Below are 16460 nucleotides of genomic sequence, written 5' to 3'. Positions count from 1 at the left end.
GAGATCAGTACCAGATGTCGAGCAGCGGAGTCATAGCCGGCGCAAAGGACCGATCGATCGCCCCGAGCGCCGCAGGTTGTCCGGACGCGAGCCCCGCCGCCGCCAGATCGGCGATGCGCACACCGCCCAGCAGCAGCGACCCGAGGGCGTTGACGGTCAGCTCGACCTCGACCTCGCGGTCGGGGGCCGATGCCTCGACGACCGCCTCGCCGTCGTCGCCGATCCGCACGCTCCATGCACCGTCGGCGAACCCGAGGGGGTCGCTCACCCGCAGGACCACGCTGAGCGGCGCGCTGTACGTGCGGGTCGTCAGCGCGCGCGGCACGTCGAGGATTCGCAGCCAATGATGGTCGGTCAGCGTCGCCGTCACCGCGCGCCGATCGGCGACCATCCACTGCACGGGCGGGACGGGCGCCTGGAGCCAGGCCTTCACCTTCCCGACCAGGTCGTGTTCGAGGAGGAACCGCCACAGCGCCGCGTACGCGTCGGGCGTCTCGGCGAAGAGCGTGCGGACGTCGAGATCGTGCGCCGCGAAGTCGTCGCGCTCGGCGATGGTGTAGACGACGATGCCCCGTTCGACGCCCTCCGTGTCGCGGTAGACCACGCCGCGCACCTTCTCGCCGTCCTTGTCGCCGGGGGCGACGCCCGCGATCCCGCGCCACCGCCCGTCCCAGCCCGGCACAGACCCGGGCCGTTGACGCCGCACCCTCTCGTGCACCTCGCCGATGCGCGCAGCGAGACCCTCTCGGGGCACGAAATCGAGGCGTCCGGGAGCGAGGGGTCCCGTCCACCGGGCGCGGGCGGTGTCGACCTCGACGTCGGAGGCCCACGTCGCGGGCGAGAAACCCCACCTGCCGTAGATCGTCGCCTCGGTGACGGTGAGGCCCGCGAGCGCGAAGCCTGCAGCCGCGGCGCTTCGCAGCTCACCGCCGAGCATGGCACGGGCGATTCCCCGCCGTCGGTGGGTCGGCGCTACCGTCACCGCGCTGATCGCCCACAGCGCAGCCTGTCGTCCGGGCGAGGTGGTGAGCTCGGTGGCCCAGGAATCGACCGTGCCGACGGGCACGTCGGGTTCCATCGCCCCGCGGTCGTACACGCCCGTGAGCCGGCGTGTGCGCAGGGTGCGCCGGGCGTTCTCGGCCTCGTCGTCGGTGGACTCCCCGCCGAGGAAACCGCGTGCCACGGCACGCTGGAAAGGACGGTACCCGTCACCGTCGGCATCCACCCGGGCGTATTCGAGGCCCGAGGCCGCGAGCTCGTCGGCGGAGATCTGATCGAGGGGCAGCGTCAGGGTGTCGAGGGATGCCATGACCTCAGCCTACGGATGCCCACCGACACCCGAACCGGGGCGGGATCAGTGGGTGGCTTGCACCGCACGCAGGCGCGCGAGCACCTGGTCGCGCAGCTCGTCCGGGGCGCTCTCCTTGCAGGCCCGGGCGACCACCTCGGTCAGGGTCCGCGCAACCAGCGCCTCATCCTGGCATCCGGGGCAGTTCTCGAGGTGCTCGCGGATGTCCTTCGCCTCGGTCTTGCAGACCTCGTTGCGGAGGTACTCCTCCAGATCGCGCCGTGCCTTGTCGCAGCCGCAGTCGCTCATTTCTTCTCTCCCGTCGCGGCCGTGATGCCGCGCTCCTTGGCGTAGTCCGACAGCAGGTCGCGCAGCAGCCGCCGGCCGCGGTGCAGACGGCTCATGACCGTGCCGATCGGGGTTTTCATGATGTCGGCGATCTCCTGGTAGGCGAAGCCCTCGACGTCGGCGAGGTACACCGCCATCCGGAAATCCTCGGGGATCGACTGCAGCGCGTCTTTGACGACGGATGCCGGCATGTGGTCGATCGCTTCGGCCTCGGCCGAACGCGCGCTGCTCGCGGTGGTCGACTCGGCCCCGCCGAGCTGCCAGTCCTCGAGGTCGTCGATGGCGCTCTGATAGGGCTCGCGCTGCTTCTTGCGATAGGTGTTGATGTACGTATTCGTCAGGATGCGGTACAGCCACGCCTTCAGGTTGGTGCCCTGCGTGAACGTCGCCCACGAGCCGAAAGCCTTCACGAAGGTCTCCTGCACGAGGTCGGCCGCATCAGCGGGATTGCGCGTCATGCGCATCGCCGCGGCGTAGAGCTGGTCCATGAAGGGCAGAGCCTGCTCTTCGAACTGTGCGCGCGGCTCGACCTGCGAGCCCGCTTCTGCGGTGTCGTCCATCGCGCGCCAGTCTACGTCGGGCATGTCCGACGCCGGCAGGCGGGTCTGCTGCGGGCGTTCGCGCTCGAGAAGTGCGGTCACGTGTCGTCCCCTTTCAGTAGGGTAGGAACCGATGACTCCGCTCGGGTATTCCCCTTCCGCCGCCACTCCCCGCGGCGCGTGGGACGCGCCCGTCGCCGCCGGTCCCGTGGATGCCACGGTCACCGTGCCGGGCTCGAAGTCGCTCACCAACCGCGAACTGGTGCTCGCCGCGATCGCCGACGGTCCGGGCACGCTGCACGCCCCGCTCCACTCCGATGACTCGGCGCGCATGATCGACTCGCTGCGCGCGCTCGGTGTCCGCATCGACGAGGTCGACACCGACTCGCCCTTCGGCCCCGACCTCTTGGTCACCCCGCCGTCGTCGTTCGCGGGCGGCGGCACGGTCGACTGCGGTCAGGCGGGCACCGTCATGCGTTTCGTCGCGCCGCTCGCGGGCTTCGCCCGGGGCGACGTGCACGTCACCGCGCACGAGAGCGCCCTGCATCGCCCCATGGGCGCGATGATCCGTGCTCTGCGCGACGTGGGCGTCGACATCGACGACGGCGGCCACTGGTCGTTGCCGTTCTCGGTGCGCGGGCACGGTCACGTGCGCGGCGGCGAGGTCGACATCGACGCCAGTCAGTCCAGCCAGTTCGTCTCGGGCCTGCTCCTGGCGGCCCCCCGCTTCGACGTCGGCCTGCGGCTGCGACACGTCGGCTCCCGCCTGCCGAGCGTGCCGCACATCGACATGACCGTCGAGGCACTCGCGCACCGCGCGGTACACGTCGAGCGCCCGGCCCCCGGTGAATGGATCGTCCCCGCGGGTCCTGTGCGCGCCAAAGACGTGGCGATCGAGCCCGACCTCTCCAACGCCTCGCCGTTCCTGGCGGCGGCGATGGTCACGGGCGGCTCGGTCACCGTCACGGGCTGGCCGCTGCACAGCACGCAACCCGGCGCCCTCCTCGTCGACATCCTCACCGAGATGGGGGCACGGGTCAGCCGCCGCGGCGGCGCACTCACCGTCGCCGCGGGCGATGACGGCATCCTGGGTGTGGAGCTCGACCTGTCGGCCGCAGGCGAGCTCGCCCCCACGCTCTTCGGCCTGGCCGCCTTCGCCGACGGGCCGACGACGCTCCACGGAATCGGGCACATCCGCGGACACGAAACCGACCGTATCGCCGCCCTGGTCGGCAACCTCCGCTCGCTCGGCGGCGAGGCCCACGAGCTCGACGACGGCATCCGCATCGTCCCTCGCGCCCTCCGCGGCGGCGAGTGGAAGGCCCATCACGACCACCGTCTGGCGACGACCGGGGCCCTCATCGGGTTGCGGGTGCCCGGCGTGCAGATCGACGACATCGGCACGACGGCCAAGACCCTCCCGCAGTTCGCCGCCCTGTGGCACGAGATGCTGGGCACGGATGCCGCGGTCTGACGCATGATCGGCGGATGCGCGTGAGCTGGCTCGACGCGGACGACGACGACGACGATCTCGCCTACGACGAGTCGTCGATCCGGTCCCGCCCGAATCCCAAAGCGAACCGCCCCCGCACCAAACGGCGTCCGGCTCACGCCGACGCGCAGGTGGCGCGGGTGCTCGGCGTCGACCGCGGCCGCTACACCGTGCTCGTCGACGAAGACGGTCCCGACGAACGACGCGTGCTCGCCACGCGCGCCCGCGAGCTCCGCAAGCAGCCCATCGTCAACGGCGACCGGGCCCGCGTGGTCGGAGATCTGTCGGGCGACGAGGGAACCCTGGGCCGCATCGTCGGCATCGAGGAACGCACCTCACTGCTGCGGCGCAGCGCCGACGACACCGATCAGGTGGAGCGGGTGATCGTCGCCAACGCCGACCAGATGCTGATCGTCGTCGCAGCGGCCGACCCCGAGCCGCGCGAGCGGCTCGTCGACCGATACCTCGTCGCCGCCCTCGACGCCGGCATCCGCCCGCTTCTGGTGGTCACCAAGACCGACCTGGCCGACCCCACCGAGTTCCTGTCGCACTTCGCGGGGATCGACCTGCGGGTCTTCACCAGTGCGCAGGGCGCCATGCCGCTCGACGAGATCGGCGCGGCGATCGCCGGGCACTCCACCGTCTTCGTCGGGCATTCCGGCGTCGGGAAGTCGACGCTGGTGAACGCTCTGACGGGGTCGGAGCGTGCGATCGGTCACGTCAACGTCGTCACCGGACGCGGGCGACACACCTCGTCGTCGGCTGTCTCGCTGCGCTACCGCGGACCCGCGGGCTCGGGCTGGGTCATCGACACCCCCGGCGTCCGCTCCTTCGGTCTGGGCCACGTCGATCCGGCGCACGTGCTCGGTGCGTTCACCGATCTCGCCGAAGTCGCCGAGGACTGCCCGCGCGGATGCACGCACCTCCCCGACGCGCCGGATTGCGCGATCGCCGAGGCCGTGGCATCCGGGCGCCTCGGGCCGGGCGCCGAGGCGCGCCTGGACTCGCTGCATCGACTGCTGACCACGTTCCAGGCGATCGAGCGTTCTAGGCTGGAGGGGTGACGAACCTCGAACCCGGCACCGCCGCGCCCGACTTCACCCTGCTCGACCAGGACGAGCACCCCGTTTCGCTCGGCGACTTCCGCGGTCGCCGCGTGATCCTCTACTTCTACCCGGCCGCGCAGACGCCCGGGTGCACGACGCAGGCCTGCGACTTCCGCGACAGCCTCGCGTCGCTGCAGGGCGCCGGCTACACGGTGCTGGGCATCTCGCGCGACACCCCCGAGAAGCTGCGGGCGTTCCGCGACAGCGACGGGCTGACGTTCCCGCTGCTGAGCGACCCCGACCACGCCGTGCACGAGGCGTACGGCGCCTGGGGCGAGAAGCAGAACTACGGCAAGACCGTGACCGGCGTGCTGCGCTCGACTTTCGTCGTCGACGAAGACGGCAAGATCGTCGAGGCGCTCTACAACGTCAAGGCCACCGGGCACGTCGCGCGCCTGCGCAAGACGCTCGGTCTCGCCGCCGCCTGACCCACCCTTCCCGGCCCCGCCCTCCGCTCGCGCGGTCGGCGGGGTTCGTCGTTCGCCGCGCGGACCGACGGCGGGATACGCGCGGAAGCGTCAGTCGTCGTCGCGGCGCCGCGGCGCGGCCCGGCGCACGGCGCCCACCAGGAGCACGAGCCCGAGCACAGCGGGCGCGGCGATGAGCGCCGCGGCGGCCGGGGCGGCCCACTCCCCCGTGATCGCACCGATGGCGACCGAGAGGATCAATAGCTGCGTGACGATGCCGCCCGAACGGCCCGCCGACACGTCTCGCGCCGTCGCCACGCCGAACGCGCCGACGATCGCCGCACCGATGACGGTCAGCACGATGAGTGCGATCGAGCTCACCACGGAGTCGGTGTCGCCGCCGATGAGCGCGACGATCTGCCACCCGGCAAGAGCCAGGATGCCGAGAGCCTCGAGGCCCAGAAGCGCGGCGGCCGCGAAACGTACCGGCATCCGAGTCCCTCCGAAGGCGCGGCAGCGCCGTCATAATTTGGAAACCTACCGGTTACCTCTTGATCAGGGGGAAACCCTATGGGAGCATGGAACAAGCCGTGTGCTCCCACAGCGAAGTGGGGCGAGCAATCGCTCGCGTTCCCACCAGGGTACCGGACCCGATAGCCGGTGCCGAATCGACCAACATTTCTGTAACAAGGAGCACCCTATGGACTGGCGCGACAAAGCAGCCTGCCTGACCGTCGACCCCGAGCTGTTCTTCCCCGTCGGCAACACCGGCCCCGCGGTGGACCAGATCGAGAAGGCCAAGTCGGTCTGCGCACGCTGCACCGTCACCGAGGTCTGCCTGCAGTACGCCCTCGAGTCCGGTCAGGATTCGGGCGTCTGGGGCGGTCTGAGCGAGGACGAGCGTCGCGCGCTCAAGCGCCGCGCCGCTCGCGCGCGCCGCGCCTCCTGACGACAGCATCCGCGAAGACGCCCGCCCTCTCGGGGCGGGCGTCTTCGCGTGAGCGGGGGCCCGCCTCTGCGAGACGCCGTCGCACGTTGCTCGCCGCACCGCATCCGACGTTCGCGAGAACACGCGGTTCTGCGAGATGCGGGCCGAACCGACGTCGGGAAGGACGAGCGTTCGTCGACGGCCCATGTATTCGGGCTGATACGCGCGTCACGACGCCGCCTCCCCCACGAAAGCCGCCGTCGTGACGGCGGGCGCCGTGGCATAGAAGAGGAAAGCGGATGCCGTGCGGCGCGCCTCAGGCGGAGGCGCCGCCGATATAGCGCAACGGGATCTCGATCGTGACCTCGGTGCCGCTGCCCATCAGCGTGTGCCAGTCGATGGTGCCGCCGAGTTCGCCCTGGATCAGGGTGCGGACGATCTGCGTGCCGAGCCCGCGGCCCACCTGCCCCTCGGGCAGGCCCACGCCGGTGTCGCGAACGCTGACCTCGAGCATCTCGCCGGTGCGCTCCGCCGCGATCTCGACGTCACCCTCTTGACCCGCGAGACCGTGCTCGACCGCGTTGGTGACCAGCTCGGTCAGGGCGAGGGCGAGCGGCGTCGCGAACTGGCTCGGCAGGGTGCCGAACCGACCCGTCGAGCGCGTCCGCGCGCGCGTGTTGGGCGCCGCGGCCACTTCGGCGACGAGCTTGAGCACGCGGGCGAACACGTCGTCGAAGTCGACGTTCTGGGCGAGCCCTTCCGAGAGGGTGTCGTGGACCACGGCGATCGCCGACACGCGCCGCATGGCCTGGGTGAGGGCGTCGCGGGCCTCGTCGGAGTGCGTGCGGCGCGCCTGGATGCGCAGCAGCGAGGCGACCGTCTGCAGATTGTTCTTGACGCGGTGGTGGATCTCGCGGATCGTCGCGTCTTTGGTGATGAGCTCCTGCTCCTGGTGACGGATCTCGGTCACGTCACGGCTCAGCACGATCGCGCCGATGCGGTTGCCACGATCGCGCAGCGGGATGGTGCGCAACGACACCTGCACGCCCCGCGCCTCCATGTCGGCGCGCCACGGCGCCCGACCGCTGACGACGACCGGGAGCGACTCGTCGACGTCCTGGCGTTTGGCGGGGAGGATGCGCGCGGTCACGTCGGCGAGGGACTCCCCCTCGAGCTCGTCGTCGAAGCCCATGCGGTTGAACGCCGACAGCGCGTTGGGGCTGGCGAAGGTGGTGATGCCGTCGACATCGAGGCGGATGAGGCCGTCGGAGGCGCGCGGAGCGCCGCGTCGCGGGGCGGTGGGGGCCGCGAGGTCGGGGAACTCGGCAGAGGCGATCATTCCGAAGAGGTCGTCGGCGCAGTCGTTGAAGGTGATCTGCTGACGCGAAGGAGTGCGCGTCTCGCCGAGGTTGGTGTGACGGGTGAGCACGCCGACGGTGGTCACGGCGTCACCCTCACGCGAGAGCTCGCGCACGATGGGCACCGCGCGCACGCGCGTCGGGGTCTCTTCGAACCAGTCGGGGGATGCCGAATCGACGATGCGTCCGCTCTGGAACGCCTCGCGCACCTGCGTGCGCCACTGGGGTCGCACCCGGTCTCCGACGATGTCGCGGTAGAACAGGGTCGCCGCTCCCCCGGGCCGCGTGTGCGCGACGGCGACGAAGGAGTCGTCTTGCGTCGGAACCCAGATCACGATGTCGGCGAAGGCCAGGTCGGCAAGCAATTGCCCGTCGCCGGCGAGCCGGTGCAGCCACTCGACGTCGGCCTCGCTGGAGCGGCCCTGGGCGTAGACGAGTTCACTGAGTGTCGACACCACTCCACCCTAGAGGAGGGGTCGGACACCGCCCGCTGACGCGCGCGACGCGAGGTGAGCAGGTGAGCCACCAGGTGATCGAGTCCCGCCCGCGGCCAGCGGCGAGGCGACCGGGCGGATGCGCGGGCCCGAACCTCCGACGGGATCATTCACCCGCTCTGCCCGTCATCGGGTGAGTCGTCGTCCTCCCCCGAAAGGGGGACATCGTGAGCGACGGTTCCCCGAATGCTGATCTTGCGCCTGTTTCCTCATCGGGTGGCACGACCCGGCCCACCCGGACATCGGATCACCGGGAACACATCCCGCGGTCACCGGTCGGTGACGTCGCCTCGGTACTCCTCGGCGTCGCGCACCCCGACTGCGGTGCCACCGAGGACGGCGGGAGGCGCGTCAACACGCGGATCGCGGAGCCTTCGAACGTAGGGCGCACGGGCCGGGGGCCTTGATCGCACGGGCCGAGACGCCGCGCCGATCGCCTTCCCGACGACACCGGGAAGCTCACCGTCACCTCCGTGCGCCCCTTCCACAGGCGCGGCCGCTGCACGTCCGCGCGGGCGCGACCTGCCCTACTGTCGGCGTCACCCCCCGCCCACTCGCCGCACCACATCCACGGAGGGACCCATGTCACAGCAGAACGCCCACACCGCCACGAGTCCGACGCGCCGGTCGCTCGCCGCAGCCCGATCGGAGGGATACTTCGACCGGCAGAAGACCTCGGCCCATCAGCTGCCGTCCGCCGAGACGTTCACCCTCAACATCGTGCGCGGCGTGCTGGAGGTGCTCGCCGGCGTCCGCGAGGTCGACCAGCTCGCGCGATGGCTCTCGGAAGACGTCTACCGCACCGTGGTCGTGCGGGCGAATCTCGCGGCTCGCGCGCGCAGCGCCCGCGGCATGCCGGCGCCACGAGCGACGCACATCATCCAGAGCGTCCACCTCTCCTCCCCCGCCGACCACGTCGTCGAGGCCACGGTCACCGCTGCGACCCGCCTCCGGACACGAGCGGTCGCCCTCCGCCTCGAGGGTCTCGACGGTCGCTGGCGTGTGACCTCGCTCGGCCTCCTGTGAACGGGCGACGCCGCGAAGGGCGCACGGACCGATCGCGCGCGTGACGAAGGGCACCTCCGATATGACGGGGGGGCGGACTCCACGCTCGGGGCCGCCCCCTCGCCCACAACGGGCGCGGAATCCCCGCTGGGGCCCGCCCCGTCGACGGACGTGGCAGACGGAACCGGCCTGCCGGTCAGGGCCTCCAGGACGCCAGGAAGTTCCCCAACCGCTCGATCGCATCCGAGATCACGCGGGCCTCGGGGAGCGTCACGATCCGCACGTGATCGGTGGCCGGCCAGTTGAAGCCCGAACCCTGCACGAGCAGCACGTGCTCGGCGAGCAGGAAGTCGCGAACGAACTGCCCGTCGTCGGGGATCTCGTACACCTCGGGATCGAAGCGCGGGAAGGCGTAGAGCGCACCGCGCGGGAGCACGCACGAGACGCCCGGGATGGCCTCGAGGCCCTGCCAGGCGGCATCCCTCTGCTCGTGGAGACGGCCCGTCGGGGCGATGAGCGCGTCGATGGACTGCACGCCCGAGAGTGCCGCCTGCACCGCGAACTGCGCCGGCACGTTCGGGCAGAGGCGCGTGGATGCCAGCAGGTTGATGCCGTGCAGGAAGCCCTGCGCGTGGTCTTTGGGGCCGGTGATCGCCAACCAGCCGGAGCGATAACCCGCCACGCGGTAGGTCTTCGACAGGCCGTTGAAGGTCAGGCAGAGCAGATCGGGCGCGACGGTCGCCATGGGGATGTGCACGGCGTCGTCGAACAGGATGCGGTCGTAGATCTCGTCGGCCAGCAGCAGCAGCGAGTGCTCGCGGGCGATGTCGGCGATGCCCTCGAGCACCTCCCGCGAATAGACCGCACCGGTCGGGTTGTTCGGGTTGATGACGACGATCGCCTTGGTGCGGGGCGTGACCTTCGACCGGATGTCGTCGAGGTCGGGCTGCCACTCGCGCGACTCGTCGCACAGGTAGTGCACCGGCGTTCCGCCGCCGAGGCTGGTCATCGCCGTCCACAGCGGGTAGTCGGGAGCGGGGATGAGCACCTCGTCGCCCTCGTCGAGGAGCGCCTGCATCGTCATCGTGATGAGCTCGGACACGCCGTTGCCGAGGAACACGTGGTCGGGATCGACCGCGGGGAAACCCGGCACCTGCTCGTAACGCGACACCACCGCGCGGCGGGCCGACAGGATGCCGCGGCTGTCGCTGTACCCGTGCGCGTTCGGCACCGAGGCGATCATGTCGCGCACGATCTGATGGGGGGCTTCGAAGCCGAAGATCGCCGGGTTGCCGGTGTTGAGCTTGAGGATCGCGTGCCCCTCGGCCTCGAGACGGTCGGCCTCGACCAGGGCCTCCCCCCGGATCTCGTAGAGGACGTCTTTCAGCTTCGACGACTGATCGAGGGGGCGTAGCGGGCTCATCGGATCAGGATATCCCCGCCGTGATCGGGCCAATCGACACCGAGTGGACCACGCCTGCGCCACCGGGAACGACGAATGCCGCGCCCCGGGGAAGTGACGCGGCATCCGATGACGGGTGTTACTTCTTCTTGGCGGCGCGACGATCGGCGCGGTTGGAGCCGGCGGACTCGTCGACCCCGTCGGTGCGCTGTCCGAAGGCGCCGCGGGCGCCGGTGGGCGCCGGCTCAGCGGCGGGTGCCGCCTGCTGCTGCGTCGCCTGACGGAGGCGGTTGGTCGCCGCCTGCTGCACCTGGCCGCGGTCGTTGCGCACCTCGACCTCGCCCGCATCGTTGGCGGCCGAGTACTCCAGACGCTGCGTCTCGACGGGAGTCGGGGTGAGGCCCTTGGCCTCGACCTGCGCCTCGTCGCCGTCGACCTTGCGGACCTCGACTTCGAGGTTGTAGAGGAATCCGACGGACTCCTCCTTGATCTGTCCCATCATCGACTGGAACATCTGGTAGCCCTCGCGCTGGTACTCGATGAGCGGGTCGCGCTGGGCCATGGCCCGCAGGCCGATGCCGTCCTTCAGGTAGTCCATCTCGTAGAGGTGCTCGCGCCAGCGGCGGTCGAGCACCTGCAGCACGACCCGACGCTCGAGCTCGCGCAGCGCCTGCTCGCCGAGCTGCTTCTCGCGGTTCTCGTAGGCAATACGGGCGTCGGAGATGATCTCGCGCTTGAGGCCCTCGGGGGTGATGCGCCCCTTGTTGCCGCCGGCCTCGGCCACGACCTCGTCGATCGTGACGCTGACCGGGTACATGGTCTTGAGCTCCGTCCACAGCGCGTCGAAGTCCCACGACTCGGTGTGACCCGAGCCGGTGTGGTCGTCGATCACGGCGGTGATGGCGTCTTCGATGAAGTGCTGCACGCGGTCGGCGATGTCGTCGCCCTGCAGCATGTGGCGGCGGTCGGCGTAGATGGCCTCGCGCTGGCGGTTGAGCACGTCGTCGTACTTGAGGACGTTCTTGCGCATCTCGGCGTTGCGCGCCTCGACCTGCGACTGGGCGCTCTTGATCGCGCGCGACACCAGACCCGACTCGATCGCGACGTCGTCGGGGAAGTTGGTGCGCGCGAGGATCGCCTCGGCGGCACCCGACTGGAACAGGCGCATGAGGTCGTCGGTGAGCGACAGGTAGAACCGGCTCTCGCCGGGGTCGCCCTGACGGCCGGAGCGACCACGCAGCTGATTGTCGATGCGGCGCGACTCGTGACGCTCGGTGCCGAGGACGTACAGTCCGCCCGCCTCGGTGACCTTCGCGGCCTCTTCGGCCACGGTGTCGCGCACCGACTGGTAGACCGAATCCCACTCGGACTCGTAGGCCTCGGGCGTCTCGACCGGGTCGAGGTTCTTCGCCTTCATCTCCTGCACGGCGAGGAACTCGGCGTTGCCGCCGAGCATGATGTCGGTGCCGCGACCGGCCATGTTGGTGGCGACCGTGACGGCGCCGAGGCGACCGGCGCGGGCGACGATCTCGGCCTCGCGCGCGTGGTTCTTGGCGTTGAGCACCTCGTGGCGCACGCCCTTCTTCGCGAGCAGGCGCGAGAGGTACTCGCTCTTCTCGACGCTCGTCGTGCCGACGAGGACGGGCTGACCCTTGGCGTGACGCTCGACGATGTCTTCGACCACCTGCGCGAACTTCGCCGTCTCGTTCTTGTAGACCAGATCGGACTGGTCCTTACGGACCATCGGCTTGTTCGTGGGGATGGGCACCACGCCGAGCTTGTAGGTCGACATGAACTCGGCCGCCTCGGTCTCGGCGGTACCGGTCATGCCCGAGAGCTTCTCGTACAGACGGAAGTAGTTCTGCAACGTGACCGTCGCGAGGGTCTGGTTCTCGGCCTTGACCGGCACACCCTCCTTGGCCTCGATGGCCTGGTGGATGCCCTCGTTGTAGCGACGGCCGACCAGGATGCGGCCGGTGTGCTCGTCGACGATCATGACCTCGTCGTTCATCACGACGTAGTCGGTGTCGCGCTTGAACAGCGCGATCGCCTTGATCGAGTTGTTGAGGAAGGAGATGAGCGGGGTGTTGGCCGACTCGTACAGGTTGTCGATGCCGAGGTAGTCCTCGACCTTCTCGATACCGGGCTCGAGCACACCGATCGTGCGCTTCTTCTCGTCGACCTCGTAGTCGACGCCGGCCTCGAGGGTGCGGGCGAGCTTCGCGAACTCCGCGAACCATCGATTGGCCTCACCGGATGCCGGACCCGAGATGATCAGCGGGGTGCGGGCCTCGTCGATGAGGATCGAGTCGACCTCGTCGACGATGGCGAAGAAGTGACCGCGCTGCACGAGGTCTTCCTTGCGCCAGGCCATGTTGTCGCGCAGGTAGTCGAAGCCGAACTCGTTGTTCGTGCCGTAGCTGATGTCGGCCTCGTACTGCTCGCGGCGCACCTCGGGCGTCTGACCGGCGACGACCGTGCCCGTCGTCATGCCGAGCGCACGGTACACGCGCCCCATCAGCTCCGACTGGTAGCTCGCGAGGAAGTCGTTCACCGTGATGACGTGCACGCCCTTGCCGGCGATCGCGTTGAGGTAGGCCGGGAGGGCCGCGGTGAGCGTCTTTCCTTCACCGGTCTTCATCTCGGCGATGTTGCCCAGGTGCAGGGCAGCGCCGCCCATGATCTGAACGTCGTAAGGACGCTGGCCGAGGGTGCGCTTGGCCGCCTCGCGGACCGCGGCGAACGCCTCGGGCATGAGCTGGTCGAGCGTCTCGCCGGCCTCGTAGCGGGCGCGCAGCTCGATGGTCTCGTTGCGCAGCTCGTCATCGGTGAGCTGCTCGTAGTCCTCTTCGAGCGCCCCGGTCGCCTTGACGACGCCCTGCAGGCGACGCAGGATGCGGCCCTCTCCGGCGCGCAGCAGTCTCTCGAGCGGATTTGCCACGAAGAATCTCCATCTGTCGGGTGCAGCGTCCGTGCGGACGCCGGCCTGCGAACAGGCATACATCGCCATGTTATCGGTGTTACCGGTTCGTGACCTGCGAGTGAGCCGCAATCCCTCGGCCGGGTTGCGCGCCCGCAGCGAACACACGGCGACGCGCACCGAGCCGCCGCCTAGGATCGAGCCATGGCGGGTTTCTGGGGTAAGAGGAAGCGCGAAGAGCAGGATGCCGCGGACGCCGATCTGGCGCGCCGGGCGGAGCTGGCGATCGTCGCTGCCGACGAGCGGGTGCGACTCACTTCGGACGAACTCGACTTCGCCCGGGCGGAGCTCGGCGACAAGGCCACCGAAGACCTCGGCGCAGCCCTCGACTCCGTGCGCACCCACCTGGCCGAGGCTTTCCAGCTGCATCAGCTCAACCACGACGAGATCCCCGACACCAAGGAAGAGCTGCGCACGCGGAACGCGCGCATCATCCAGCTCTCCGAGTGGGCGGAAGACCTGCTCGAGGAGCGCACGCAGGTGCTGCAGCCCAAGATCGACGCCGTCCGCCGGGCGCCCGAGACCCTGGCGCGCGTGCGAGCCGACCGCGACCGTCTGGCCGAGCGCATCCCGAACGCCCGCGACGTCGTCGCGCGCCTGTCACGGCGTTACAGCGACTCCGCCCTGGCCCAGATCGGCGGCAACCCCGACGAGATCGAACAGCTGCTCGACTTCGCCGTGCACACGGCATCCGTCTCGGAACGCCGCCGCGACGCGGGCCAGCGCGAGCAGGCCTCCGTCGCCCTGGAGGCCGCCACCGAAGCCGTGCGGCGGGCCGAATCGCTCCTGGACGCCGTGGACACCTTCGAGATCGAGGCGCTGCGGGCCGAGTCGACCCTCGCGGCCGTCATCGACGACTCCCGCAACGATCTCGTCGAGGCACGACGCGGTGCGCAGACGCCGGCCGTGACGCAGGCGATGGCGACGCTGCAGAGCGCGCTCGCCGCGCTGCCGGCATCGGGCACCCGAAGCGACCCCTTCGCCGCGCTGTCGTCGCTGCGGCAGGCGAACGCCGACCTCGATCTCGCGCGCGAGCGCGCCGCTCGCCCCGTGCCCTCGCAAGAGCAGGTCGAGCACGCCATCGACGACGCCGACCGTCAGCTCGCGGTCGCCCGCGGCCTCATCACCGGCCACCGCGGCTGGATCGGTGCCGACGCGCGCACCCGCTTCGTCGAGGCCGAGCGCCTGCGCGCCGGGCTCCCGCTCGGACCGGTGGCCGAAGACCAGCGCGAGACGGTGCTCGCGACCGCTCGTCGCGCGGGCTCGCTTGCCTCCGAGGCGCTGCAGATCGCCCAGCGCGACATCGAGCAGTCCCGACCGAACGACTGGGGCGGCGGCGACGGCTACGGACGCGGCGGCGGATACGGTCGCGGCGGCGGCATGGGCGGCGGCAACATGGTGGGCGGCATGCTCGGCGGTCTCGTCATCGGCTCGCTGCTGGGCGACATCTTCGACGGCTGACCGGCTCGCGCGGCACTCAGGACGCGCACACCGAGTGGTGCAGGCTGCGCGGTGCATCTTCACTCGCGCGGCATCGGCGTCCCGACCGACGGCAGCGCGAAACATCGGGAAGTCACGGCTGCGCCGTACCCTCGGCGCACCGAGACGACGATGCCCCCGACCGTTTCCGGCCGGGGGCATCGCACGCGAATCGGATCAGGACGCGACCTGGGCCGCGGGAGCGGCCTGTGTCGCGAGGGCGATCACGCCGTAGTCCCAGCCCTTGCGGCGGTACACGACGCTCGGGTGATCGGTGCGGGCGTCGATGAAGAGGAAGAAGTCGTGACCGACGAGCTCCATGCGGTCGACGGCGTCTTCGACCGTCATCCACTCGGCGCCGAACTCCTTCTGTCGGATGACGACGGGCGAGTAGTCCTCGTCGTCGCCAGCGCCCTCGTTCTGCACGGGGATGGATCCCGTGGCGACGGCACGCAGCACCTCGACCGACGCCGGCTCGACGTCGATGCCCGAGAGCTCACCGGTGCCCTTCTCGAAGCGAGCGCCGCGGGGGTGGTTGCGAGCGTCGACCCGCTTGTCCTTCGCGCGGCGCACCTGCTCGGAGATCTTGTCGACCGCGAGGTCGAGGGCGGCGAACTTGTCGGCGTCGGTGGCCTCGGCGCGAACGACGGGGCCCTTGCCGTCGAGGGTGAGCTCGACGGTGTCGTCTTCCATGCGTCCGTTGCGATACGAGCGATGCGTGACCTTGACCTCGAGAGCCTGTGCGCGAGGCGCCAGGTGCTCGATGCGGCTGACCTTCTCTTCAACCACCGAGCGGAAACGATCGGTGATACCGACTCCCACGCCGACGATGTTGATGTCCATCCGTGACCTCCTTGTTCCGGGTTCCGCCCGGTCTAAGGGCGGAACATCCGTCGCCTTCAGTCATCCCCACGCTAGTGGGAGGCCACCGCCGTGTCACGTCATAATCACCTCCGATTCATCTCGGGATCCGCTGCGACGCGGCGTGTGCGCGAGCGCGACGGCTCGCACATCGGTAGCACCCGCCGCGCGCAGGGCGCGAACGGCCTCGGCGAGGGTCGCACCCGTCGTCACGACATCGTCGACCACCACGACCGCACCGTCGAGCGGGCGGCGGGCCGCGAACGCGCCCCGCACGTTCTCTCGACGCGCACGGTCGCCCAGGCCCCGCTGATCCTCGGGTGAGCGTCGCAGGCGCAGCAGCCGCTCGGGCCGGCGCCCGGCGCGTCGCACGAGCAGGTCGACCGGACGGTACCCGCGGCGGCGGAACGCCGCGGACGAGGACGGGACGGTCGTGACCCGCGCCCCGGGAGGGACGGATGCCGCGAGGGCGGCCGCCAGCGCGGGGGCGAGGTCGCGCGCGAGGGCTGTGCGACCCTCCTCTTTGAACGCACGGATGACTCGCGCCGCAATGCCCTCGAAGCGCAGCCCGCAGACGATCGGGAGGGACGGCCCGGCGTGACGCCTCGAGGGGCGCGGCACCAGAGCGGCGCGGCATCCGTCGCAGAGCGAGACGTCGGGCGCGTCGCAGCCCGCGCACGCCAGGGGCAACCAGAACGTCAGCGCGTCGCGCAACCCGGAGGCGATGAGGGCGAGGAGCGTCATCCCGCCAGCCTCGTCCCCGACCGCACCGT

The 16460-nt window shown here is 70.3% G+C and carries 15 protein-coding genes; 6 read left to right on the top strand and 9 right to left on the bottom strand.

Annotated features, from left to right (window positions below; translation table 11 throughout):
- Positions 1–4: 4 nt before the first annotated feature.
- The 3 genes from AS029_RS08345 to AS029_RS08335 are packed head-to-tail and all read right to left on the bottom strand — an operon-like array spanning position 5 to position 2277.
- Complete coding sequence (locus AS029_RS08345) at positions 5–1309, bottom strand: GNAT family N-acetyltransferase (protein ID WP_058232138.1); 1305 nt, start codon at positions 1307–1309, stop codon at positions 5–7.
- A gap of 45 nt (positions 1310–1354) precedes the next feature.
- Positions 1355–1597 (bottom strand): zf-HC2 domain-containing protein, encoded by a 243-nt coding sequence (locus tag AS029_RS08340; RefSeq protein ID WP_058232137.1) that lies wholly within the window; start codon positions 1595–1597, stop codon positions 1355–1357.
- Positions 1594–2277, bottom strand: a complete 684-nt coding sequence (locus AS029_RS08335; RefSeq protein WP_414683037.1) for a sigma-70 family RNA polymerase sigma factor — start codon at positions 2275–2277, stop codon at positions 1594–1596. Before AS029_RS08335 ends, AS029_RS08340 begins: the two co-directional genes overlap by 4 nt.
- A gap of 31 nt (positions 2278–2308) precedes the next feature.
- On the opposite strand from AS029_RS08335, the gene aroA reads away from it, so the two are divergent.
- Genes aroA through bcp form a run of 3 tightly spaced genes read left to right on the top strand, consistent with a single transcriptional unit; the run spans position 2309 to position 5201 of the window.
- Positions 2309–3649, top strand: a complete 1341-nt coding sequence (aroA, locus tag AS029_RS08330) for a 3-phosphoshikimate 1-carboxyvinyltransferase (protein WP_058232136.1) — start codon at positions 2309–2311, stop codon at positions 3647–3649.
- A 20-nt stretch (positions 3650–3669) separates the two neighbouring features.
- The gene (rsgA, locus tag AS029_RS08325) at positions 3670–4731 is read left to right on the top strand and encodes a ribosome small subunit-dependent GTPase A (protein ID WP_058232465.1); all 1062 of its coding nucleotides are present in this window, start codon (positions 3670–3672) and stop codon (positions 4729–4731) included.
- Entirely contained in the window at positions 4728–5201 is a 474-nt protein-coding gene (gene bcp, locus AS029_RS08320; RefSeq protein ID WP_058232135.1) for a thioredoxin-dependent thiol peroxidase, read from the top strand. The genes rsgA and bcp overlap by 4 nt, the downstream gene beginning before the upstream one ends.
- 90 nt (positions 5202–5291) lie before the next feature.
- Here the strand turns inward: bcp and AS029_RS08315 are convergent, their stop codons facing one another.
- Positions 5292–5672, bottom strand: a complete 381-nt coding sequence (locus tag AS029_RS08315) for a hypothetical protein (RefSeq protein ID WP_058232134.1) — start codon at positions 5670–5672, stop codon at positions 5292–5294.
- A 208-nt stretch (positions 5673–5880) separates the two neighbouring features.
- Here AS029_RS08315 and AS029_RS08310 point away from each other — a divergent pair, with 208 nt between their 5' ends.
- Positions 5881–6129 (top strand): WhiB family transcriptional regulator, encoded by a 249-nt coding sequence (locus tag AS029_RS08310; RefSeq protein ID WP_013583608.1) that lies wholly within the window; start codon positions 5881–5883, stop codon positions 6127–6129.
- A gap of 295 nt (positions 6130–6424) precedes the next feature.
- Here the strand turns inward: AS029_RS08310 and AS029_RS08305 are convergent, their stop codons facing one another.
- On the bottom strand, positions 6425–7921 hold the full coding sequence (locus AS029_RS08305) for a sensor histidine kinase (protein WP_058232133.1): 1497 nt from the start codon (positions 7919–7921) through the stop codon (positions 6425–6427).
- Positions 7922–8542: 621 nt separating this feature from the next.
- Between AS029_RS08305 and AS029_RS08300 the strand changes: the two genes are divergently transcribed.
- Entirely contained in the window at positions 8543–8986 is a 444-nt protein-coding gene (locus AS029_RS08300; RefSeq protein WP_058232132.1) for an Rv3235 family protein, read from the top strand.
- 175 nt (positions 8987–9161) lie between these two features.
- On the opposite strand, the gene AS029_RS08295 is transcribed toward AS029_RS08300, so the two are convergent.
- Together AS029_RS08295 and secA are read right to left on the bottom strand one after the other, a co-directional pair.
- Positions 9162–10388, bottom strand: coding sequence for a pyridoxal phosphate-dependent aminotransferase (locus AS029_RS08295; RefSeq protein ID WP_058232131.1), 1227 nt, complete (start codon positions 10386–10388; stop codon positions 9162–9164).
- A gap of 118 nt (positions 10389–10506) precedes the next feature.
- The gene (secA, locus tag AS029_RS08290; RefSeq protein ID WP_058232130.1) at positions 10507–13308 is read right to left on the bottom strand and encodes a preprotein translocase subunit SecA; all 2802 of its coding nucleotides are present in this window, start codon (positions 13306–13308) and stop codon (positions 10507–10509) included.
- Between the two features lie 183 nt (positions 13309–13491).
- Between secA and AS029_RS08285 the strand changes: the two genes are divergently transcribed.
- On the top strand, positions 13492–14808 hold the full coding sequence (locus tag AS029_RS08285; RefSeq protein WP_058232129.1) for a coiled-coil domain-containing protein: 1317 nt from the start codon (positions 13492–13494) through the stop codon (positions 14806–14808).
- 195 nt (positions 14809–15003) lie between these two features.
- Here the strand turns inward: AS029_RS08285 and hpf are convergent, their stop codons facing one another.
- Together hpf and AS029_RS08275 are read right to left on the bottom strand one after the other, a co-directional pair.
- Positions 15004–15669, bottom strand: a complete 666-nt coding sequence (gene hpf, locus AS029_RS08280; protein ID WP_058232128.1) for a ribosome hibernation-promoting factor, HPF/YfiA family — start codon at positions 15667–15669, stop codon at positions 15004–15006.
- Between the two features lie 93 nt (positions 15670–15762).
- On the bottom strand, positions 15763–16431 hold the full coding sequence (locus AS029_RS08275) for a ComF family protein (RefSeq protein ID WP_058232127.1): 669 nt from the start codon (positions 16429–16431) through the stop codon (positions 15763–15765).
- Between the last annotated feature and the right edge of the window lie 29 nt (positions 16432–16460).

Origin of the sequence: Microbacterium enclense (genome assembly GCF_001456955.1) — a bacterium.
In the GTDB taxonomy this organism is placed as follows: Bacteria; Actinomycetota; Actinomycetes; order Actinomycetales; family Microbacteriaceae; genus Microbacterium; species Microbacterium enclense.
This window is presented reverse-complemented; position numbering and strand designations above follow the sequence as displayed.